Origin of the sequence: Streptomyces sp. x-19, from assembly GCF_046549115.1 — a bacterium.
Taxonomy (GTDB): domain Bacteria; phylum Actinomycetota; class Actinomycetes; order Streptomycetales; family Streptomycetaceae; genus Streptomyces; species Streptomyces albulus_C.
The window spans coordinates 195,049-216,960 of record NZ_JAJPWK010000001.1 but is presented as its reverse complement, the minus strand read 5'-3'; the positions used below and the strand labels follow the sequence as shown (position 1 = coordinate 216,960).

Annotated in this window: 20 protein-coding genes; 11 read left to right on the top strand and 9 right to left on the bottom strand. The window is 73.7% G+C overall.

Annotated elements, in window-relative coordinates:
- The first annotated feature begins 217 nt into the window (after positions 1–217).
- The 5 genes from sigE (at position 218) to ACLJT4_RS00960 (ending at position 5,620) form a co-directional block, all read left to right on the top strand.
- A complete protein-coding gene (gene sigE / locus ACLJT4_RS00980) occupies positions 218–907 on the top strand; it encodes an RNA polymerase sigma factor SigE (protein ID WP_411120534.1) in 690 nt (229 codons plus the stop codon).
- Complete coding sequence (locus ACLJT4_RS00975) at positions 904–1,851, top strand: anti-sigma factor family protein (RefSeq protein WP_411120533.1); 948 nt, start codon at positions 904–906, stop codon at positions 1,849–1,851. Before sigE ends, ACLJT4_RS00975 begins: the two co-directional genes overlap by 4 nt.
- A gap of 151 nt (positions 1,852–2,002) precedes the next feature.
- On the top strand, positions 2,003–4,228 hold the full coding sequence (locus ACLJT4_RS00970) for a trypsin-like peptidase domain-containing protein (protein ID WP_411120532.1): 2,226 nt from the start codon (positions 2,003–2,005) through the stop codon (positions 4,226–4,228).
- Positions 4,229–4,345: 117 nt separating this feature from the next.
- Complete coding sequence (locus ACLJT4_RS00965) at positions 4,346–4,846, top strand: sec-independent translocase (RefSeq protein ID WP_411120531.1); 501 nt, start codon at positions 4,346–4,348, stop codon at positions 4,844–4,846.
- 117 nt (positions 4,847–4,963) lie between these two features.
- Positions 4,964–5,620: a hypothetical protein gene (locus ACLJT4_RS00960; RefSeq protein ID WP_016574162.1), complete on the top strand. Its 657-nt coding sequence runs from the start codon at positions 4,964–4,966 to the stop codon at positions 5,618–5,620.
- Positions 5,621–5,759: 139 nt separating this feature from the next.
- Here the strand turns inward: ACLJT4_RS00960 and ACLJT4_RS00955 are convergent, their stop codons facing one another.
- The 3 genes from ACLJT4_RS00955 to ACLJT4_RS00945 form a co-directional block, all read right to left on the bottom strand.
- Positions 5,760–6,926, bottom strand: a complete 1,167-nt coding sequence (locus ACLJT4_RS00955) for an Mrp/NBP35 family ATP-binding protein (protein WP_411120530.1) — start codon at positions 6,924–6,926, stop codon at positions 5,760–5,762.
- A gap of 97 nt (positions 6,927–7,023) precedes the next feature.
- The gene (locus ACLJT4_RS00950) at positions 7,024–7,635 is read right to left on the bottom strand and encodes a DUF1003 domain-containing protein (protein ID WP_411120529.1); all 612 of its coding nucleotides are present in this window, start codon (positions 7,633–7,635) and stop codon (positions 7,024–7,026) included.
- Positions 7,625–8,950 (bottom strand): magnesium transporter MgtE N-terminal domain-containing protein, encoded by a 1,326-nt coding sequence (locus tag ACLJT4_RS00945; protein ID WP_411120528.1) that lies wholly within the window; start codon positions 8,948–8,950, stop codon positions 7,625–7,627. The genes ACLJT4_RS00950 and ACLJT4_RS00945 overlap by 11 nt, the downstream gene beginning before the upstream one ends.
- Positions 8,951–9,165: 215 nt before the next feature.
- Between ACLJT4_RS00945 and ACLJT4_RS00940 the strand changes: the two genes are divergently transcribed.
- Entirely contained in the window at positions 9,166–9,948 is a 783-nt protein-coding gene (locus ACLJT4_RS00940) for a hypothetical protein (protein WP_411120527.1), read from the top strand.
- A gap of 21 nt (positions 9,949–9,969) precedes the next feature.
- On the opposite strand, the gene ACLJT4_RS00935 is transcribed toward ACLJT4_RS00940, so the two are convergent.
- Positions 9,970–10,557, bottom strand: a complete 588-nt coding sequence (locus ACLJT4_RS00935; RefSeq protein WP_411120526.1) for a hypothetical protein — start codon at positions 10,555–10,557, stop codon at positions 9,970–9,972.
- A gap of 87 nt (positions 10,558–10,644) precedes the next feature.
- Positions 10,645–11,781 carry a magnesium and cobalt transport protein CorA gene (locus ACLJT4_RS00930; RefSeq protein ID WP_411120525.1) on the bottom strand — a complete coding sequence of 379 codons (1,137 nt, stop codon included), beginning with the start codon at positions 11,779–11,781 and terminating at the stop codon, positions 10,645–10,647.
- A gap of 505 nt (positions 11,782–12,286) precedes the next feature.
- Between ACLJT4_RS00930 and ACLJT4_RS00925 the strand changes: the two genes are divergently transcribed.
- A complete protein-coding gene (locus tag ACLJT4_RS00925) occupies positions 12,287–12,871 on the top strand; it encodes a suppressor of fused domain protein (protein ID WP_016574155.1) in 585 nt (194 codons plus the stop codon).
- A 52-nt stretch (positions 12,872–12,923) separates the two neighbouring features.
- Here ACLJT4_RS00925 and ACLJT4_RS00920 read toward each other — a convergent pair whose 3' ends face one another.
- Positions 12,924–14,105, bottom strand: a complete 1,182-nt coding sequence (locus ACLJT4_RS00920) for an MFS transporter (RefSeq protein ID WP_411121055.1) — start codon at positions 14,103–14,105, stop codon at positions 12,924–12,926.
- Positions 14,106–14,457: 352 nt separating this feature from the next.
- Between ACLJT4_RS00920 and ACLJT4_RS00915 the strand changes: the two genes are divergently transcribed.
- From ACLJT4_RS00915 to ACLJT4_RS00905, 3 genes are all read left to right on the top strand, one after another.
- Positions 14,458–15,096, top strand: a complete 639-nt coding sequence (locus tag ACLJT4_RS00915; RefSeq protein WP_411120524.1) for a DUF6758 family protein — start codon at positions 14,458–14,460, stop codon at positions 15,094–15,096.
- A 189-nt stretch (positions 15,097–15,285) separates the two neighbouring features.
- Entirely contained in the window at positions 15,286–16,140 is an 855-nt protein-coding gene (locus ACLJT4_RS00910; RefSeq protein WP_411120523.1) for a PHP domain-containing protein, read from the top strand.
- 163 nt (positions 16,141–16,303) lie between these two features.
- The gene (locus ACLJT4_RS00905; protein ID WP_055584733.1) at positions 16,304–16,909 is read left to right on the top strand and encodes a MarC family protein; all 606 of its coding nucleotides are present in this window, start codon (positions 16,304–16,306) and stop codon (positions 16,907–16,909) included.
- 142 nt (positions 16,910–17,051) lie between these two features.
- Here the strand turns inward: ACLJT4_RS00905 and ACLJT4_RS00900 are convergent, their stop codons facing one another.
- Complete coding sequence (locus ACLJT4_RS00900) at positions 17,052–17,207, bottom strand: hypothetical protein (RefSeq protein ID WP_016574150.1); 156 nt, start codon at positions 17,205–17,207, stop codon at positions 17,052–17,054.
- A gap of 210 nt (positions 17,208–17,417) precedes the next feature.
- On the opposite strand from ACLJT4_RS00900, the gene ACLJT4_RS00895 reads away from it, so the two are divergent.
- Entirely contained in the window at positions 17,418–18,344 is a 927-nt protein-coding gene (locus tag ACLJT4_RS00895) for an NYN domain-containing protein (protein ID WP_411120522.1), read from the top strand.
- Positions 18,345–18,367: 23 nt separating this feature from the next.
- On the opposite strand, the gene ACLJT4_RS00890 is transcribed toward ACLJT4_RS00895, so the two are convergent.
- Complete coding sequence (locus ACLJT4_RS00890) at positions 18,368–19,234, bottom strand: alpha/beta fold hydrolase (protein ID WP_411120521.1); 867 nt, start codon at positions 19,232–19,234, stop codon at positions 18,368–18,370.
- Positions 19,235–19,372: 138 nt separating this feature from the next.
- On the bottom strand, positions 19,373–21,883 hold the full coding sequence (locus tag ACLJT4_RS00885; RefSeq protein ID WP_411120520.1) for a DEAD/DEAH box helicase: 2,511 nt from the start codon (positions 21,881–21,883) through the stop codon (positions 19,373–19,375).
- Positions 21,884–21,912: the final 29 nt, after the last annotated feature.

Sequence of the window (21,912 nt, the reverse complement as noted above, 5' to 3'; positions counted from 1 at the left end):
ACCGGTGGATACCGCGCAAGAGTCCGGGCGGGAGCCGCGGCGAGACGAGAAGCCACACCAAATGCTGGTCAAAACTGCTTATCCGGAGCTAACGGGCGAGGTGGATATGGTAGGGGCTCTACTGGACACCACCAGAGCCACCAGGGGAGGTGCGGCTGCGGCGGGTGACCGAGGAGTGCGCAGGCGCTTGCGAAGGTCGTTCGCCGGGCCGAAATCCGTGACCAACACCGCTGACCGCTTCCGCCCTTACGGCCCCAAGGCCAAGGGAGGGGCTCCCGTCACCGACGCGCCCACCGCGACCTTCGCCGCAGACGCCGACGTGCAGGCGTGGACTCCGCCCACCTGGGAGGAGATCGTCAGCACGCACAGTGCCCGGGTCTACCGCCTCGCCTACCGCCTCACCGGCAATCAGCACGACGCCGAGGACCTGACGCAGGAGGTGTTCGTCCGCGTCTTCCGCTCGCTGTCGACGTACACCCCCGGCACCTTCGAGGGCTGGCTGCACCGCATCACGACCAACCTCTTCCTGGACATGGTCCGCCGCCGTCAGCGCATCCGCTTCGACGCGCTCGGCGACGACGCCGCCGAGAAGCTGCCCAGCCGGGAGCCGGCGCCGCAGCAGCAGTTCGACGACACCCACTTCGACGCGGACGTGCAGCACGCGCTGGACACCCTCGCGCCGGAGTTCCGGGCCGCCGTGGTGCTCTGCGACATCGAGGGCCTGTCGTACGAGGAGATCGCCGCGACGCTCGGCGTCAAGCTCGGCACGGTCCGCAGCCGGATCCACCGGGGCCGCTCGCACCTGCGCAAGGCGCTCAAGCACCGCTCGCCCGAGGCCCGGGCCGAGGAGCGGCAGGAGCGGCGGAGCCTGGCCGTGGTGCCCAGTAGGGAGGTCGGAATCGCGTGAGCGGCAGTGGCGGTCCGTCCCCCGCCGAGCACCATCTCGGCGACCGCCTCGCGGCCCTGGTCGACGGTGAACTGGGGCACGACGCACGGGAGCGGGTGCTGGCGCACCTCGCGACGTGCGGGAGGTGCAAGGCGGAGGCCGACGCGCAGCGTCGGCTGAAGAACGTGTTCGCGCAGGCGCTGTCCCCCGGGCCCTCCGAGGGACTGCTCGCGCGGCTCCAACAACTGCCCGGCGGCGATTCCGACGGCCCCGGCAGTCGGCTCGGCAGCGGCACCTTCGGTCGCGGTGCGTTCGCCGGCGGCGACGGCGCGTTCGGCTACGTCCCGTCGGAGAACCACCTCGGCGGCGCCATGGCGGCCGTTCCCACCCCGCCGCGGACGCGTGGCTTCCGGGTGCCGGAGTCGGAGCGCGGCGCCCCGCAGCGGCGCCGGTTCGCGTTCGCGGCGGCCGGCGCGGTCTCGTTGGCGGCGTTCGCGCTCGGCGGCGCCCTGCCGCTGGAGGCGGCCGTCGACGCGCCCGGGCCCCGCGCCGAGGGCAGCGGCACCGCCGTCACCCCGCTGGGCGCCAATCCGGCGGCCGGCTCCCTGGAGTTCTCGCGCGGCCGGGGCTTCTGGGCCACGCACGAGCCCCGCCCCGACGTCTGGCCCTCCGCCAGCAACCCGACGGGTGCCCCCGCGCCCAGTCCCATGTCGCTGCTGGGGCCGGACGAGGGCCGGTCGTCCGACGCGGTCCCGGCGTTCAACCCGGCACCCGGCCGGTTCGGCATCTCGCCGCTGATAGCCGCCACCGGCCCGGCGACGGAGTTCCGCTTCGCCCCGCTCGCCGCCACCAGCGGCAACGCCCCGGTCCGGCACACCCCGCCCCCGTTGCCGCCGCTGGAGCCCATGCGGCCGCTGCTCGGCTCGGCGGCCCCCACCGGTCAGCCCGTCACCGGCCAGCACTGACCGGGCTCTGCGCGCTCCCGCCCGGAACTGGTTGAATCCCTTCTCGGGCGGCGCGCTCCTGCCCGGGGCGCGTACCGCACGGGCCTGTCGTCGGACAGGCCCCAGGTGGCGGTGGTCCGCGCAGGGCCGCGGGCGAATTGTTGGGGAGAGCATGGACGACGCGAAGGCCGCCGGGCCCAAGCCGAAGTGGTGGCACCGCCCGGAGCAGGCTCCGGGGCCGGGACAGTCCGCCCGGCAGGCCGGGGAGGCGGCACCCGCCGCGTCGCCCGTCGACGGCACCGACCACGCCTCCGAGGCGGAGACCTCGGGCGACTGGATCGTCCGGCCGCCGCAGCCCCCGGCCGGGCCGGCGGAGCCCGCGGCCGTTCCCGCCCCGCCCGCCGGGCCCCCCGGGACCGCCGCGGTCGACCGACCCGCCGTTGCCGCCGACCCCGTCGACGCCCCCCAAGCGGCCGGTGGCGGACGGGAGTTGGCCGGGGCGTCGGCCGAGATACCCGGTGAGGGCGTCGCCCCGGAGGCCGCGACAACGACCGCACCGGCGGGGCCCGCCCCCACGGCACCGGGCGCCACCGGGCACCCCACCGAGGACGCACCGACCGCCCCGGCCCCCGTGGAGCGCCCCGCGGCGACCGTGACGCTCGGCCGGGTGCCCGCCGGCGCCCGGGCGGAGCAGCGGCCGGCGCCGGACGTCGAGCCCGCGGCCGGCACCACCCCGCCCGACCCGCGGACCGAGCCGGCGGCCGCTCCCCCCGCCGCGCCCCGACAGCAGCCGCTGCATCCCGAGGACCCCTACGGCACGCCTCCCTACGGCGGCCCCGGTCCCTGGGCGCCGGCCCCGCTCGTCCAACGGCCGACGGCCACTCCGGCCCACGGCACCGTGCTTCCGCCCGCGCCGGACACCCCGGCGCCCGGCGCGGCGACACCGGCCCCTGCCGCCCCGCAGGACGCCGAGCAGCGGCCCGCCGGCCCGCACGCCCCGGCCGGCCATCGCGCGGCGCCGGACGCCCCGTTGGCGCACTCCACGGCGTCGGACGCCGGGCCGGCCGGACCGCGGCCGGCCGTCCCCGAGCCCGCCGAGGGCGGCTTCGTCCCGCACCCGGGCGACGGCGGCCCCCGCCCCGCGCCCCCGGGAGCCGTGGCGGCCGGCGTCCCCGCCTCGGGCTTCGTCGCACCCCCTCCCGCCGCCCCCGGCGCCTGGCAGCAGTACGACCCCTGGAGCGCGCCCCCGGTGGCCGTCGCGGCCCCGCCCCGGCGCCGCGGCCGGCGTCCCGCGCTGGTCCTCGGCGCGGTGGCGCTGGCGCTGCTCGCGGGCGGCGCCGGCGGGGTCGCCGGCGCCTACATCGAGCGCTACGGCGGCATCGACGACATCAAGTTGCCGCAGGTGGCCGACGGTGTGGGGAGCCGCAGCCCGGAGAGCGTCGCCGGGATCGCCCGGGCGGCGCTGCCCGGCGTGGTGACCCTGCACGTCCGCGGGAACGCCGAGCAGGGCACCGGCACCGGCTTCGTGCTCGACCGGCAGGGCCACATCCTCACCAACAACCACGTCGTCGAACCGGCCGGGACCGGCGGCGAGATATCGGTGACGTTCAGCGGCGGGCAGACCGCCCGGGCCAAGGTCGTCGGCAAGGACGGCGGCTACGACCTCGCCGTGGTCCAGGTCGAGGGTGTCACCGGGCTGCACCCGCTGACCCTCGGCGACTCGGACGCGGCGCAGGTCGGCGACCCGGTGGTGGCCATCGGCGCCCCCTACGACCTGGCCAACACCGTCACCTCCGGGATCATCAGCGCCAAGCAGCGGCCGATCACCGCGGGCGGCAAGAAGGGCGACGGCAGCGACGTGTCGTACGTCGACGCGCTGCAGACCGACGCCCCGATCAACCCGGGCAACTCCGGGGGGCCGTTGGTGGACGCCAAGGCCCGGGTGATCGGGATCAACAGCGCGATCAGGGCCGCCGACAGCGGCAGCGGCGGACTGGACGGCGGCAGCAGCAGCCAGGGCGGCAGCATCGGGCTCGGCTTCGCCATACCGATCAATCAGGCCAAGCGGGTGGCCGAGGAGCTGATCAACACCGGCCGGGCCACCCACCCGGTCATCGGCATCACGCTGGAGATGGAGTACGACGGCGACGGCGCCCGGGTCACCCAGGCCGCCAAGACCGGTGCCGCGCCGGTCACCCCGGGCGGGCCCGGCGCCAAGGCCGGCATCCGCCCGGGCGACGTGATCACCCAGGTGGACGGGGCGGCGGTGCACAGTGGCGAGGAGCTGATCATCAAGGTCCGCAGCCACCGTCCGGGGGACGCGCTCACGCTGACGGTCCAGCGGGACGGCGCGGAACGGTCCGTCCGGCTGACACTGGGTTCCTCCAGCCGGAGCTGATCGTTTCCACCGTGTTGGCACGGGCGACTCCCGCCCGAGGCCCGGGGCCAGGTACCGTGAGAGGTGGCCTTGGCCCAAAGGCCCCCGAAGGCCGCGGATACCCCAAGGAGCTGCAAGGTGTTCTTCGACATAGGACCCCTAGAGCTGGTTGCGATCGTGGTCCTCGCGGTGCTCATCTTCGGACCGGACAAGCTGCCCAAGGTCATCCAGGACGTCACCGGTTTCATCCGGAAGGTCCGGGCGTTCTCCGACAACGCCAAGGAAGACATCCGCAATGAGCTCGGCCCGGAGTTCAAGGACTTCGAGTTCGAGGACCTCAAGCCGCGGAACTTCGTCCGCAAGCACGTCCTGGAGAAGGACGAGTACGGCCTGCGTAAGCTCGCCGAGCTCCGGGAGGGCTTCGACCTGAAGAAGGAGATGGCGGAGGTCACCGACGCGGTGCGGGATTCGACCGCGCCGCGCTCCGCGTCCGGTGCGCCGGCCGCCTCCGCCGGCGGCGCCCCCTTGAGCCTGTCCAAGGAGTCCCCGGCCGCTTCCACCGGTCGTCCGGACATGTTCACCAAGAGCACCGACCCGTCCCGACGCGAGCCGCCGCCGTTCGACGCCGACGCGACCTGAGAATCTCGTATGCCCGGCTGTGTTGACCCCACTGGCTATGCTCCCGGTGTCCGGGGTGAGGTCGCCTGAGGGGGGCGGGCCGCCCACGACGCAGGGCAACGAGGAGGCTCCGCGCAGATGGAGACGACGAGTCGGACAGTCACCGACCAGGTGTCAGCCGATACCGGCCGCAAGGTCGACGGCTATCTGCTGGCCGCGTTCCCGTGGTACGGCCTCGATGAGGCGTTCACCGGGCCGCGCTGGTTGATGCGGGTGGGCTCGGCCGCGGACGGCACCGTCGAGCACGGCGCGACCGGCCACGGCGTGGAGCCGACCATAAAGCTGGAGTCCCCGGAGGACGAGCGGTTCGCGGTGGTGGTGACGGTCGCCAGCCGACCCGTGCGGCGCAGCGCGGACGGCACCGGCGTGCTGGAGGCCACCTCGGTCTCGACCGCCGCCTGGCTCGCCGGTTCCGGGCTGTTGTCCCACACCTGGCCGACCCAGATGGACCGGACGCTGCGCCAGGACTGGCTGGACCAGCAGACCATGCTCGCCTGGGAGTTGGCCGACGACCTCGGCGGGGAGGGGTGGAGCGAGCTGATGCTCCCGGTGGACGGGGTGCCGACGCCGTTCTGCTACCGGGAGTCCGAGTACGGCTGGGTGCTCGCCGGGTCCGCCAGCAGGGACGGGGCGGAGGGGCCGGAGGGGGTCCACCTCGGTGCCTACGGGCGCGGGATGAGCGCCTACGGCCTGGGCTTCTCGGTGATCAAGGACCTGGACGCGTACGAGGGCTGAGCGCCGGACTTCGTTTTGGGGGCGCGTGTGAGGCGTCGTGCGCCCCATCAGGCGGCGCACGCGCCGTGCGCGAAAGGGCGGACCGCTGCGGATCCGCCCTTTCCGGGGGCGTGCGGGGCCTGGAGCGGGCCCGTACGCGTCAGAACTTGTTGCGCGGGGTGATCCCCAGCGACATGCCCGCCAGACCGCGCTGACGGCCGCCCAGCTTGCCGGCGATCGCGCGGATCGCGGCGCCGGCGGGGGACTCCGGATCGGTCAGCACCACCGGCTTGCCCTCGTCGCCGCCCTCGCGCAGCCGGACGTCGATCGGGATGGCGCCGAGCACCGGGACCTGCGTACCGGTGGTCTTGGTCAGCCCCTCGGCGACTCGTTCGCCGCCGCCGGTGCCGAAGACGTCGACCATCTCGTCGCAGTGCGGGCAGGGCAGCCCGGACATGTTCTCCACCACGCCGACGATCTTCTGGTGGGTCTGCACGGCGATCGAACCGGCCCGCTCGGCGACCTCGGCGGCGGCCTGCTGCGGGGTGGTGACCACCAGGATCTCGGCGTTCGGCACCAGCTGCGCCACCGAAATGGCGATGTCGCCGGTGCCCGGGGGCAGGTCCAGCAGGAGGACGTCCAGGTCGCCCCAGTAGACGTCGGCGAGGAACTGCTGGAGGGCGCGGTGCAGCATCGGGCCGCGCCAGACGACCGGGGCGTTGCCCGGCGTGAACATGCCGATCGAGATGACCTTCACGCCGTTCGCCGACGGGGGCATGATCATGTTCTCGACCTGGGTGGGACGCCCGCTGGCACCGAGCATCCGCGGCACCGAGTGGCCGTAGATGTCCGCGTCGACCACGCCGACCTTGAGGCCGTCGGCGGCCATCGCGGCGGCGAGGTTGACGGTGACCGAGGACTTGCCGACGCCGCCCTTGCCGGAGGCCACCGCGTAGACCCGGGTCAGCGAACCGGGCTTGGCGAAGGGCACCTCCCGCTCGGCGGTGCCGCCGCGCAACGCCGTCGCCAGCTCCCGTCGCTGCTCGTCGCTCATGACCTCCAGCTCGACCCCGGCGCGGGTGACGCCGGGGACCCGCTCGACGGCCTCGCGGACGCTGTTGGTGATCGTCTCCCGCATCGGGCAGCCGGAGACCGTGAGGTAGACCACGACCGCCACCGAGCCGTCCGCGGCGACGTCCACCGATTTGACCATCCCCAGTTCGGTGATGGGGCGGTGGATCTCGGGGTCGTTGACCGTCGCGAGCGCTTCGCGGATCGCGTCCTCGCTCGGCGCGGAGCCGTCGGGCTGGGGCGTGTCTGTTGCCATGCCCCGATAGTACGGCCGCGCGAAGCGCGCCCCAAAGGGGTGGCGGTCGGGTGACGAGAGGGCGGTAGGGCGGGCGGGGAGGCCTCCGGTATGGCCCTCAGCGGTCGCGTTCGTCACGCTCGGGGCGCTCGCCGTCCGCCGGCCGGCGCACTTCCAGCTCTCGCAGCAGCTCCTCCAGTTCGGAGCGGATCCAGTCGCGGGTGGCGACCTCGCCCAGGCCCATCCGCAGCGCCGCGATCTCCCGGGTCAGGTACTCGGTGTCGGCGATGGAGCGCTCGTTCTGCTTGCGGTCCTGCTCGTGGGTGACCCGGTCGCGGTTGTCCTGGCGGTTCTGCGCCAGGAGGATCAGCGGCGCCGCGTAGGACGCCTGGAGGGAGAGGGCCAGGGTCAGGAAGATGAAGGGGTAGTTGTCGAACCGCAGGGAGCCGGGCGCGGCGACGTTCCAGCCGATCCACAGGATGATGGTGACCGTCATCCAGACGATGAAGCGGCCGGTCCCCAGGAAGCGGGCGATCTTCTCGGACATCCGCCCGAACGCCTCCGGGTCGTACTCCGGGAAGAGCGTCCGGCGCGGCACCCTCGGCTGGTCCAGCCGCACCCGCGGCCGCGCCTCCGCCCCCCGGGGCCGTTCGCCCGCGGCGCCCCGGCGCACCGCGGAGGCGCCGTGCAGTCGCCGCTCCTTGGGGGGCTCCCGGTCCTCAGCGGCCATCGGCCGTCTTCCCGCGCGACCGGACGGGGGCGCCGGCGGCCCCGGGGGCGCCAGCGGTGTCGGTGCGGCCGTGCAGCCCGGCCTCCCGCCAGTCGTCCGGCAGCAGGTGGTCCAGCACGTCGTCGACGGTGACCGCGCCCAGCAGCGCCCCGCCCTCGTCCACCACCGGGGCCGCCACCATGTTGTACGCGGCCAGGTAGCCGGTCACCTCGGGCAGCGGGGTGTCCGGCCGCAGGGCCGGCAGGTCGGTGTCCACGATGAAGCTGACGAGGGTGAACGGCGGGTCCCGCAAAAGCCGTTGGAAGTGGACCAGGCCCAGGTACTTGCCGGTCGGTGTCTCGTCCGGCGGCCGGCAGACGTACACCTGGGCGGCGAGCGCGGGGGAGAGGTCAGGGTCGCGGACCCGGGCCAGCGCGTCCGCGACCGTGGCGTCCGGGCGCAGCACGATCGGCTCGGTGGTCATCAGGCCGCCCGCGGTGCGCTCCTCGTAGGACATCAGCCGACGGACGTCCGCCGCCTCCTCCGGGCGCATCAGTGTCAGCAGCCGTTCCTTCTCCTCTTCGGAGAGTTCGGAGAGCAGGTCGGCGGCGTCGTCGGGGTCCATCGCCTCCAGGACGTCGGCGGCCCGCTCGTCCTTCAGCTTGCCGATGATCTCGACCTGGTCGTCCTCCGGCAGCTCCTCCATGACGTCGGCCAAGCGGTCGTCGTCGAGGGCCGCGGCGACCTCGGCGCGCCGCTTGGGGGAGAGGTGGTGCAGCACCCCGGCCAGGTCGGCCGGGCGCAACTGCTCGAAGGTGGCGAGCAGGTTCTCCGCGCCCTGCCCGTGCTCCTCCAGGGAGAAGCCGGTCACGGCCGACCACTCGACCGTCAGCACCTCGCCCTTGCGGCGCAGCGCCCCGCCCTTCCCGCGTCGGACGAAGACCTTGTCGATCTCCCAGTCGCGGCGGGCCGGCAGCTGGATGATGCCGATGTCGAGCACGGTGACCTCCTCGCCGGTCTCGACCAGCCGCACCCGCCGGTCCAGCAGTTCGCCGAAGACCAGCGTCTCGGAGGCCCGCTGCTCGAAGCGGCGCATGTTGACCACGCCGGTGGTGACGATCTGGCCGGACTCCACGCCGGTCACCCGGGTCATCGGCACGAAGATCCGGCGCCGGCTGATCACCTCGACGACCAGCCCCAGCAGCCGGGGCGGGCGGTCCCCGATCCGGAGCAGCGCCACCAGGTCCCGCAGCCGCCCGACCTGATCGCCGTTGGGGTCGAACACGGCCATGCCGGAGAGGTGGGAGACGAAGATCCGGGGAGTGACCACCGCCATGCGTAGCGCCGCCCTTCTCCCTTGCGCCCGGATTGCTCCACTTTTGATCGGTGAAATCCCGATGGGTCCGGGTTCAGGCTAACCCGTCGGGGTGGGCCGCGCCCCGACGGGAACGGCCGTATGGTGACCGCCCGGCGCCCGGCCGACGGCCCGCCGGGCCCCGGGTACGCTGCCGTGAGCTGTCGAGGTCACCCGCATCAGGAGGCAGAGCCGACGTGAGCGTCATCCCCCCGGACACCACCCGCCGGCCGCCGGCCGAGCCCCGACGCACCGGGCGGGCGACGCTGGTGGTGGCGGCGTGCGCGGCACTGGCCGCGACGGTGACGGGCTGCGCGGAGGACCCGGACGCCGGTACCAACGGGGTCGGCAAGCTGCCCGCCCAGCAGATCGAGGCCAAGGCGCGGGCCGCCGCCGCCCGCGCCGACACCGTCCGGCTCTCCGGAAAGGTCGTCAGTCAGGGCAGCACCTACACCCTGGACATGCGGCTGGCCAAGGACGGCGCGCGCGGCGAGCTGACCACCAAGGCGGCCTCCTTCCAACTGCTGCGGGTCGGCGAGGCGCTCTACCTGAAGGCGGACGCGTCCTTCTGGGCCGGGGAGAAAGCCGGCGCCGGCTCGGGCCCCGACTCCAGCGCCGCCAAACTCGGCGACAAGTACGTCAAAGTGCCCGCCGCCGACCCCGTCTACCAGCGCTTCAGCGGCTTCACCGACAAGGAGACCCTGCTCGCCGGACTGCTCGGCCTGCACGGCCAACTGACGGCCGGCAACCGCGGGACGGTCGGCGGGGTCCGCACCGTCCAGGTGGCCGCCGGCGCCGGTTCCGGCGGCACCCTCGACGTCTCCCTGGAGGGCACGCCGTACCCGTTGCGGCTTCAGCGGGCCGGCGGCGCGGGCGAGGTGAAGCTCGCCGACTGGGGCAAGGCGGTGGACCTCAAGGCCCCCGCCCAGGACCAGGTCGTCGACTACGGCAAGCAGATCGCGCGCAGCGGCAGCGGCTGAGGGCCGCCGGCCCGGTGGGCGTCAGCCCTTGCGGCCCCGGCGCAGCAGCTTGGGCAGCGCGGCCGGGATCGGCCGGCGCGTGGTCGCGGGCGAGGCCAGCGGCGGCGCGGCGTGCGCCTCGTCCGGCATCCGGCCGGGGCGCTGCGCCGCGGTGCCGGCCGGGACCAGCCGCAGCACCCGGCACTGGCGGGCCCAGCGCTCGGTGAGGGCGTCCGCGTCCGCTGCGTTGAGCCGCTTGCCCTTCAACTCCTCGACGGTGGCCCGCCACGCGTCGCTGCCGGGCGCGAGTTCACGGACCTCGGCGGGCCAGGCGACCAGCCGACCGCCCTTGTCCTTGCTGCGCACGGTGACCGTCGCGGTGCCGCCGTCGGTGAGCCCCAGCGCGGCCAGCGGCTGCTCGGTGGCGCCGGCGCGCTCCGTCCCGGCGTCCTCCCGGCCGTCCTCCGGGCCCGCGTCGCCGACCAGGCAGACCGCCCCGTCGTGCCAGACGTGCCACAGGGCCCGCGCCGGGCCGGTCGTCCCGCGCACCCAGATCAGGCCGGACTTCTTCGTGGCCTCTTCGATGAGCGCCCGATCCAGCAGGGCCTGCGACACGGTCTCCTCCGTCATGGCCCTCAGCCTAATCGGCCCGGTGGTGGCGGTCCGGGGCCGCCCAGGCGGTGAGACGCCGCCCGGCCGCGCCGGCGACCGACCGGGTCACAGCCAGCCGTTGCGCTTGAACCCGCGGTGGATCCCCAGGCAGATGGTGACCGTGACCAGCATCATCGCCGGGTAGCCGTACTTCCAGTGCAGCTCCGGCATGTACTCGAAGTTCATGCCGTAGATGCCGGCGATCATCGTCGGCACGGCGAAGATCGCCGCCCAGGCGGTGATCTTGCGCATGTCCTCGTTCTGCGCGACGGCGGCCTGCGCGAGGTTGGCCTGGAGGATGGAGTTCAGCAGGTCGTCGAAGGACAACACCTGCTCGTTGACCCGCGCCAGGTGGTCGGCGACGTCCCGGAAGTACTTCTGGATGTCGGCGTCCACCAGCCGCATCGGGCGCTCGCTCAGCAGCTGCATCGGCCGCAGCAGCGGGGACACCGCGCGCTTGAACTCCAGTACCTCGCGCTTGAGTTGGTAGATCCGTCCGGCGTCGCCGCCCTTGGCCGTGCCCTGGCCGCCGGCCGCCTTGCCGCTGGCGCCCTTGCCGTTGGTGCCGGAGCTGAAGACGTCGATCTCGACCTCGTCGATGTCGTCCTGGACCGCGCCGGCGACCGCCATGTAACCGTCGACGACCTGGTCGGCGATGGCGTGCAGCACCGCGGACGGGCCCTTGGCGAGCCGCTCCTGGTCCTCCTGGAGGCGGTGCCGCAGCGCGCGCAGCGAGCCCTGGCCGCCGTGCCGGACGGTGACGATGAAGTTCGGGCCCGTGAAGCACATCACTTCGCCGGTCTCCACGACCTCGCTGGTCGCGGTCAGCTCGGCGTGCTCGACGTAGTGCACGGTCTTGAAGACGGTGAACAGGGTGTCGTCGTACCGCTCCAGCTTGGGTCGCTGGTGGGCGTGGACGGCGTCTTCCACGGCCAGCGGGTGCAGCCCGAACTCCTGGGCGATGCCGGCGAATTCGGCCTCGGTCGGCTCGTGCAGGCCGATCCAGACGAAGCCGCCCTCCTCCCGGACGCCGGCGATCGCCTCGGCCGGGGCGAGGTGGCCGCGCACGCGCTGGCCGTCGCGGTACACGCCGCAGTCGACGATGGCGCTGTTGGCGCAGGCGGAGGACTCGGAGCGGTAGGGGGCGTCGTCGCGGCGCCGGGCGGGGCGGACGGCGGCGCGCAGGTCGCGGATCATCGACATGGCAGGCTCCTTCGGGGCCGGCCGTCAGTGGCGGGCGCGGCGCAACGCGGCCCGGAACGAGGACGTACGAGGCGTCATCGGCCGTACGTCCGCAAAGCGGGCGGCGCTCGGTGCGGGGCTACTGACGGCAGTTCGCTGACATCACGGAAGTAAGAGTCGGAGGCGCTCTTCCGCCATCTGCGTCCGGAGCAAAAAGACTTCACGGGTTTCGCCGCGGTGCGGCTGGGTACGGAAGCCCTCGGATCAGAAGATTCGCTGCGCGAACGGGATGACGGGAGAACTGTCGGTACTGCACGGTCGACTTGGATCCACCGCAGCCCCACCTCCTCCGGCCGGTCCCCGCTGGGGGACGACGTCATTCCCTGACCAGACGGCCAGGCTATCAGCCGTCCGAAGCGCTCAGGCTCCCCTTTGCACGTTCCATACGAAACGCCGTGCGAAGCCGCTGCTCACGGGCGTCCGGGGGCGGGCGTTCGGGTGCCGGGACGGCCCCTATGCTCGGCGCATGTCTGACGTTCTTGAGCTGGTCGAGGCCCGGTTGCGCACGGCACTGGGCGAACCGGACGCGCGTGCCGCCGTCACCTTCCTCGGCACCGACCGCATCGAGGTGCTGCGCTTCGTCGACGGGGACGTGCTCCGCTACGCCACCCTCGGGATGTCCGCCCAGCCCATGGCCGATCCCACCGCGGTCGTCGCCGACCCGCTGCGCGGTCCGCGGGCCGAGCTCGTGCTCTCGGTGCGGGCCGGCCGCGCCGACACCGACAAGGCGCTCCGGCCGCTCGCCGTCCTCGCCGCGGCACCGCAGGTCGAGGGCGTGATCGTGGCCCCCGGGGCGTCGTTGGACGTGGGGGACCCGCTGTGGCCGGGGGCGCCGTTCACCTCGGTGTTGGTGGGCGCGGCCGGCGGCCTCGTCGAGGACCTGGAGTTGGACGAGCCCCGGGACCCGGTGAGATTTCTGCCACTGCTGCCGATGACGCCGAACGAGGCCGCCTGGAAGCGGGTGCACGGCGCCGAGGCGCTCCAGGCGCGCTGGCTGGAGCGGGGCACCGACCTGCGTGACCCGCTGCGCACGGGAGTGGCACTGGACTGACGCCGACGCCCCGTCCGCGCGCGGCGGACGGGGCGTCAGCCCGCCCTTCGGCCTACTGGTTGGCGAAGACCGCGATCCCGTCCTCGGTCGCGTGCCGGGGTTCCAACTCCTCGGCGCGCAGGGTCAGTGCCCGACGGCGGACCGCGACGACACCGGCGCCGACCGCCGCGGCCAGCGCCGCGACCACGAACGGGACGCGGACGTCGGTCCACTCCGCGATCTTCGGGGCGAGGAACGGCGCGGCCGCCGCCGCGAACCAGCGGACGAAGTTGTAGCCGGCGCTGGCCACCGGGCGCGGGGCGTCCGAGACGCCGAGGGCCAGCTCGGTGAAGACGGTGTTGTTCAGGCCGATGAAGGCACCCGAGACGACGGTGCAGACGACGGCGGTGGCGTGGTCGCCGTAGCCCAGGACCACCAGGTCGACGGCGAGCAGCACGAGCGAGCCGCCGAGCACCCGCAGCGAGCCGAAGCGGCGCTGGAGCCGGGGCGCGAGGAGCACCGAGAAGACCGCGAGCAGCACGCCCCAGGCGAAGAAGACCCCGCCCGACTTGTACGGGGACATGTCGAGCACGAACGGGGTGAACGCCAACACCGTGAAGAACGCGTAGTTGTAGAAGAACGCGGAGACGGCGGCCGAGGCCAGTCCGCCGTGGCCGAGCGCCCGTATCGGGTCCAGCAGCGAGGTCTTCCGGGCTGGCCGGGGCTGTTCCTTCAGGAAGACGGTGATGGCGAGGAAGCCGATGGCCATCAGGACCGCGGTGCCGAAGAACGGGTAGCGCCACTTCATGTCGCCCAGGACCGCGCCCAGGAGCGGGCCGCAGGCCATGCCGAGCCCGAGCGCCGATTCGTAGAGCAGGATCGCCGCCGCGCTGCCGCCGGCCGCCGCGCCCACGATCACCGCCAGCGAGGTGGAGACGAAGAGCGCGTTGCCCAGGCCCCAACCGGCGCGGAAGCCGACCAGTTCGCCGACCGAGGACGAGGTGCCGGACAGCGCCGCGAAGACCACCACCAGGGCCAGTCCGGCGAGCAGCGTCTTGCGCCCGCCGATGCGGCTGGAGACGAAGCCGGTGACGAGCATCGCGACGGCGGTGATCAGGAAGTAGGAGGTGAAGAGCAGGGAGACCTGGCTGTTCGAGGCGTTCAGGCCCTTGGCGATGGACGGGAGGATCGGGTCGACCAGGCCGATGCCCATGAAGGCGACGACCGAGGCGCCGGCGGTGGCCCAGACGGCCATCGGCTGGCGGAGGAGCGAGGGGCCGCCCTCCCGCCGGGCGCCGCCGCCCGGAGCGGAGGCGCTCGACGGCGTGCCCGGGGGTTGCGCGAAGGGATCGTCGTGGGTGCCGCCGCCGTGGCTGCTGCTGTGCATGCCGGGGTTCCCCTTCCTGCTGTGCGTGCGCCCGAAAATCGTTGCTGTTTACACAGAATAAGTTAGATCACCTAAAGGGTGCAAGTTACAACTAAGGGTGCGGGGTGTGCGGCGCGGTGGCCGGAACCGGTCAAGTGTGCGGTCCCGTACGTGATTAGGGGCACACCGGTCGGGTGATCGTCCTTGACGGGGCGGCGGCGCTGGAGGACCGTTGGTCCTTATGAGGGGCGAACCCAGTTGCCCGAAGTGCGGAGGCCGGGTGCGGGCGCCCGGTCTCTTTTCCGATACGTGGCAGTGTGACGCGCACGGCGCGGTGCACCCACTCCAGCCGGTCGTCCCGCCGAGCGTCGAGGCGCTCGGCGTCGTCGTGCACCGGGCCCAGGTGCCCGTGTGGATGCCCTGGCCGCTGCCGGTCGGCTGGTTGTTCACCGGGGTGGCCTGCGCCGGCGACGACCGCAGCGGCGGTCGGGCGACCGCCGTCGCCTGTTCCGGACCCGGCCCGCTCGGCGGCCCCGGTGAGCTCCTGTTGGTCGCCGAGGAGTTGGGCGTCGGGCTCGGGGCCCGCTACGCCGGCATCGACGGCCTCGACCCGGGGCCCCGGTTGAGCGTCGACAAGCCGCCGCACGCCAAGGTGCTGGCCGCCGGCCGGCCGACCGCGATGTGGCAGGTGCACGGCGCCCCCGAGGACCGCGCGGTCTTCGCGGGCGAGGCCCGCGGCCTGTGGTTGTGGGCGATCGCCTGGCCCGAGCAGTCGGGGCTGTTGATGTACGACGAACTGGTGCTGACGGATCTGCGGGAAGCCGGCGCCGAGGTGGATCTGCTGCCCTGCGGGGCCTTGTCGCCGAGGATTCTGAGCTGAGCGGGGCCCGACGGCTGCGGTTCCTCGGATGGGCGGGGGTCCGATCGGGCGGGGGCACGTCCGGGTGCCCGGTATCCTTCCTGTAGTCCGTGGAAGCGCCGTCCAGTCCTTACGGTGCCCCGCGGCCCGGTGCCCGGTCCTTCCGGGCGCACCGTCGTGTCCGTCCCGCAGGAGTCTGGAGTCCGTGTCGTGCGTATCGATCTGCACACCCACTCCACGGCTTCCGACGGCACGGACACCCCCGCGGAGCTGGTGCGCCATGCCGCGGCCGCCGGTCTGGACGTCGTCGCGCTGACCGACCACGACACCGTGCGCGGGCACGCCGCGGCGCGCGCGGCGCTCCCCGAGGGCCTGACGCTGGTCACCGGCGCGGAGCTGTCCTGCCGGCTCGACGGGATCAGCCTGCACATGCTCGCCTACCTCTTCGACCCCGACGAGCCGGAGCTCGCCCGCGAGCGGGAGCTGGTCCGGGACGACCGGGTGCCGCGCGCCCGAGCCATGGTCGGCAAGCTGCGCGAGCTGGGCGTCCCGATCACCTGGGAGCAGGTGGCGCGGATCGCCGGTGAAGGCGCCGTGGGGCGGCCGCACATCGCCACCGCCCTGGTCGAGCTGGGCGTGGTCGACTCCGTCTCCGACGCCTTCACCTCCGCGTGGCTGGCCAACGACGGCCGCGCCTACGTGGAGAAGCACGAGCTCGACCCGTTCGACGCGATCCGCCTGGTCAAGGCGGCCGGCGGGGTCACGGTCTTCGCGCACCCGCTCGCCGTCAAGCGCGGCACCTGCGTCCCGGAGAGCGCGATCGCCGCACTCGCCACGGCTGGTCTGGACGGCATCGAGGTCGACCACATGGACCACGACGTCGCGACCCGCGCCCGGCTGCGCGGGCTCGCCGCCGACGTCGGACTGCTGACCACCGGCTCCAGTGACTACCACGGCAGCCGCAAGACCTGTCGCCTCGGCGACTGCACCACCGATCCCGAGATCTACGGGGAGATCGTGCGCCGGGCCACCGGCGCCTTCCCCGTCCCCGGCGCGGGCGGCTGAGCCCCGCGGGCGTCGGCCATCCGGCCCGGCGTCGTCCCGTAGGCCCCGGTGGGGTGCCTGCGCACCTCTCCTGCCTCGTTCCCACGGGCCCTGCCCCGGCCGTGCCGCGTTCCGGTCCCGTGCGCCTCCTTCCGTTCGTCCGTACCACCGCAAGGCCAGCACCGTGTTCGACGTCGCCGTCTTCAGTACCCTTTTCGTCACGCTTTTCGTGATCATGGACCCCCCGGGCATCACCCCGATATTCCTCGCCCTGACCTCCGGCCGCGCGGCCAAGGTGCAGCGCCGGATGGCCTGGCAGGCCGCCACCGTGGCGTTCTGTGTGATCGCGCTGTTCGGGCTCTTCGGCAAGCAGATCCTCGGGCGGCTGCACATCTCCACGCCCGCCCTGATGATCGCCGGCGGGCTGCTGCTCCTGCTGGTGGCGCTGGACCTGCTGACCGGCAAGTCCGAGGAGCCGACCCAGACCAAGGACGTCAACGTGGCGCTGGTGCCGCTGGGGATGCCGCTGCTGGCCGGGCCGGGGGCGATCGTCTCGGTGATCCTCGCGGTGCAGCACGCCGACGACGCCGCGTCCCAGGTCGCGGTCTGGACGGCGATCGCCGCCATCCACGTGGTGCTCTACCTGGTGATGCGGTTCTCGCTGGTGATCATCCGGGTGATCAAGGACGGCGGGGTGGTGCTGGTGACCCGGCTGGCCGGGATGATGCTCTCCGCGCTCGCCGTGCAGCAGATCATCAACGGTGTGACGCAGGTGGTCCAGGGGTCCTGAGCGGCTCCGGACGCGACGACGCCCCCGTGCGGAAGTTCCGTACGGGGGCGTTCGCGTCTTCGGTGCGTCGCCGCCGGGCCGATCGTCGGAGGGTCGTCACGCCGTCAGGGCGTTGTCCGGGCGAGGTCGGCGGCGTCGGCGGTCAGCGGACGGCAGTGGCGTCGGCGGGGCGGATGTAGATGCGCTGCCCTATGGCGGCGGCCTGCTGCACGATCTGGTTGACGGAGGCGGCGTCCACGACGGTGCTGTCCACGGCGGCGCCGTCGGCATCGTCCAGGCGCATGATCTCGAAGCGCATGCGGCTTCTCCCTTCGTCTGATCCTCCTGCGGAGAACTCTTTGACAGGACTTGCCTGGCTTCGTTGCCGGGCGTTCCGTATGGGTACAACGAGCCTACAGCTGAAATGATTCCCTACGCTAACGAAAATTTTTCATGGTCTAAGGAATGGGTGTGCGGGAACGCGAGTGGTTGTGCCCCACGAGCGCCCGCCAGGACAATGGATCCCGCAATGAACGACCCCCAGCCCACGGGCACCACCGACCTCGGCGCGCTCGCCGCCGGCATCGAGCGCACCAACGAGCTGCTCAGCCGGGTCCTCGCGGAGGTCGCCACCACCCCGTCCACCCACGCGGTCTTCGCCGACGCCGGCTACGTCTACGCCGCCACCGGGCGACTGGTCGCCGGCACCGAGGACCGCAGGACGTTCGAGCTGGACGCCGAGGGGCTCATCGAGGCGTTCATCGACAAGGCCCGGACGATCTTCCCGGACAGCCGGCTGCTGCGGGTCTACTGGTACGACGGCGCCCGCCGCCGGATCCACACCCAGGAACAGCAGCGGATCGCCGAACTCCCGGACGTCAAGGTCCGGCTCGGCAACCTCAACGCCCACAACCAGCAGAAGGGCGTCGACTCGCTGATCCGCACCGACCTGGAGTCGCTGGCCCGGCACCGGGCGATCACCGACGCGGTCCTGATCGGCGGCGACGAGGACCTGGTCTCCGCGGTGGAGGCGGCCCAGGGCTACGGCGCCCGGGTCCACCTGTGGGGCATCGAAGCCCCCGGCGGCCGCAACCAGGCCGAGCCGCTGCTGTGGGAGGTGGACAGCGCGCGCACCTTCGACCTGGACTTCTGCAAGCCGTACGTCACCCGGCGGGCGGCCGGCGAGTTCCCCGAGGCGGGTGCCGGCGAGGTGCCGGTGCCGACCCGCGAGGAGGTCCGGTTCGTCGGGGCGAGGATCGCCGGCCAGTGGCTGTCGGAGCGCGGACCGGCCTGGGTGGCCGATCTGCTCCCCGGCCACCCGTACCTGCCCGGCGCCGTCGACCAGGAGCTGCTCACCGCCGCGGAGGCGCTGCTGAAGCACTCCCTGCGCGGCCACTCCGATCTGCGGCGGGTGCTGCGCGACGGCTTCTGGGACCACGTGCAGGGGCGCTTCTAGGGCCGCCGGCCCGGCCCGGGGGATCAGCCGACGTCGCTCCAGAAGCCGGCCAGCGCTCCGGCGGTCTTCTCCGGGCGCTCGGCGTTGGGGGAGTGCTCGGCGCCCTCAACGACCGTGCGCCGGGCGGAGAGCCGACGGGCCATCGCGTCCATCTGCGGCACCGGCCAGGCGTAGTCGACGGTCCCCGAGACGACGTGCACCGGCAGCCCGGTGCGGGCCAGTTCGCCGACCCGGTCGGGTTCCGCGAGCATCTGCCGGCCGGTCGAGATCAGCTGCTCGGGCACGGTGTTCAGCCAGCGCTGCCGCAGGAACGCGGTCAGCTCCGGTGCCAGCGCCTCGTGCGCGGCCTCCGGCGGGTTGAGCGCCTGCATCGCCGCCCAGACCTGCTCCATGCCCATCGTGCCGAGCGCGTCGATCAGCATCCGCACCCGGGTCCGCTGGACCGGTTCGATGGCCGCCGGCCCGGAACTGAGGACGGTCAGCGAACGGAACGGCGTCGGGTCGTGGAGCACCGCGGCCCGGGTGACCAGCCCGCCGAGGGAGTGCCCCAAGAGGTGCAGCGGCCCGTCCTCGGGAGCGTGCAGGGCTCGTGCCTGGGCCTGCACGTCGAGCGCCAACTCCTGCTGCTCATAAGCCTGTTCGTCGCGCGGGCCAGGGGTCTCGTGCTGTCCGCGGCCGTCCACCGCGACGGCCCGGAACCCGGCGGCGGCCAGCGGCGCCAGCAGCGCGATGAAGTCCTCCTTGCTGCCGGTGAACCCGGGGACGAGGAGGGCGGTGCCGATCGGTGCGCCGTCGGGCCGGGCGTCGTGCACGGCGAACGCACCGCGCTCGGTGTCGAGCCGGTGCGCGCGGGCGCACGGCGGCAGCGTGAGGGTGGGCGGCCTGCTCATGGGGTGAGGTTATCGGGACGGTGGGGGAAAACCCGATCGGGACGCCGACGACGCCCGAGGTGCGCGGCCCGGAACGCCGACGACCCGGCGCCCGCACGGAGCGGGGCCGGGTCGTCGGGTGCCGTCGGGCCGGTCGGCTCAGCCTTCGACCGCAGCGGCGTCCGCGGTCTTCTTGGGGGCGGCCCGCTTGCGGGTGCGCTTGGGCTTGACCTCCGCGCCGTCCACCACGGCCACGGCCTCGGGGGCGGCCTCGGCGGCCTTCGCGGCGGCGGTCTTCCGCGTCCGCTTGGGCTTGGCCGGCGCCTCCCCGTCGGTGGCCTCGGCGGGCTCCGCGGCGGTCTTCTTGGCGGCGGCCGCCTTGGTCGCGGCCGTCTTGCGGGTGCGCTTGGGCTTGGCCGGGGCGGCGTCGACGCCCTCCGCCGTCGCCACGGCCGCTTCGGCCTCGACCGCGGGCTCCGCGGCGGCGGCCTTACGGGTCCGGGTCCGCTTGGGCTTGGCCGGCGCCTCGACGTCCGCGACCACCGGGGTCGTCGCGCCGCCGTCCAACGCGTCCACGGCGACCGGCGCGGCGTCGGCGTCCGCGGTCTTCTTGGCGGCGGCGCGCTTGCGGGTGCGCTTGGCCTTCGCCGGGGCGGCGTCCGCGCCCTCGACCGTCGCCAGGACGGCCTCGGCCTCGACCACCGGCTCGACGACCGTCTCGGTCACGGCCGGTGCGGCCACCGGCTCGACCGCGGCGGTCTTGGCGGCGCTGCGGGTGCGGCGCCGGCGCGGCTTGGCGGCCGGCTCCTGGCCCGCCTCGGCGTCCGGGCCGGCCGCGGGAGCCGGCACCGTGGCGGCCTCGGCGACCGCGCCGGCCGTGGCCTCGCGGTGCTCGGCGACCGCGGCCTCGCTGGCGGCGGTGGCCACCGCGCCCCGGGTGCGGCGCCGACGACGGGGCGTGCGCGGGGCCGCGGCGGCCTCGGTGCCCTCGGCGGTGCGCACCGCGGCGTCGGCGGCGTTGCCGGTCTCCGGCGCGCCCGCGGCGGCCGGCTCCTCCAGAAGGGCCCCACCGCGCGTCCGGCGCCGCTGGCGCGGTGTCCGGGTGCGCCGGGGCTCTTCCTGGGGCTCCTTCTCGGCCCGGCCGCCGGACCGCCGGCCGCGCCCGCGGCCCCCGGTCTCGCCGAGGTCCTCGACCTCTTCGGCGGCCAGCCCGGCCCGGGTGCGCTCGGCGCGCGGCAGCACGCCCTTGGTGCCCGCGGGGATGTTCAGCTGCTCGTAGAGGTGCGGCGAGGTGGAGTAGGTCTCCTCCGGCTCGTCGAACGACAGCTCCAGGGCCTTGTTGATCAGCTTCCAGCGCGGGATGTCGTCCCAGTCGACGAGGGTGACCGCGGTGCCCTTGGCGCCCGCCCGGCCGGTGCGGCCGATGCGGTGCAGGTAGGTCTTCTCGTCCTCGGGCGACTGGTAGTTGATGACGTGCGTGACGCCCTCGACGTCGATGCCGCGGGCGGCGACGTCGGTGCAGACCAGCACGTCGACCTTGCCGTTGCGGAACGCGCGCAGCGCCTGCTCGCGGGCGCCCTGGCCGAGGTCGCCGTGGACCGCGCCGGACGCGAAGCCGCGGCGGGCCAGCTGGTCGGCGATGTCGGCGGCGGTCCGCTTGGTGCGGCAGAACACCATCGCCAGCCCGCGACCCTCCGCCTGGAGCATCCGGGCGACCATCTCCGGCTTGTCCAGCGAGTGCGCGCGGTAGACGTGCTGGGTGATGTTGGCGACCGTCGCGCCCTGGTCGTCCGGGGCGGTGGCGCGGATGTGCGTCGGCTGCGACATGTAGCGGCGGGCCAGCGAGATGACCTGGCCCGGCATGGTCGCCGAGAACAGCATGGTCTGCCGCTTGGCCGGCAGCAGCTGCAGGATCTTCTCGACGTCGGGCAGGAAGCCCAGGTCGAGCATCTCGTCGGCCTCGTCCAGGACGAGGGTGCGCACCTGCGACAGGTTCAGCTTCTTCTGGCCCGCCAGGTCCAGCAGCCGGCCGGGCGTGCCGACGACCACGTCGACGCCCTTCTTCAGCGCCTCGACCTGCGGTTCGTAGGCCCGGCCGCCGTAGATCGCGAGGACCCGGACGTTGCGTACCTTGCCGGCGGTCAGCAGGTCGTTGGTGACCTGCTGGCACAGCTCGCGGGTGGGCACGACCACGAGGGCCTGCGGCGCCTCGGTCAGCTGCTCGGGCGTGGCCCGGCCGGCCTCGACGTCGGCGGGGACGGTGACCCGCTCCAACAGCGGCAGGCCGAAGCCGAGCGTCTTGCCGGTGCCGGTCTTGGCCTGGCCGATGACGTCGTTGCCGGAGAGGGCGACGGGGAGCGTCAGCTCCTGGATGGGAAAGGGGGAAACGATGCCGACGGCTTCCAGGGCCTCGGCAGTCTCGGGGAAAATCCCGAGATCTCGGAACGTCGTAGACAGAGTCTTGCCTCTTCTGTGAGACGCGGCGGGAGGCGGCGGAGGGGGTCGTACCGCGCCGTCGTACGGGTTCGTACGGCGCCGGCCTGCTGGGCCGGATGGCGCGGGACCACTGCCGTCGCTCAGGCACTCCTGCCGCGAGCGGTGTCCCTCCTGCTGTGCGCACGTCGCGTACGCGCCGCGGGGAGGGCGGTCGGGTGGAGCCGATCGGGCCACCGACCGGGCATCCGCTTTCGTGGAACGAC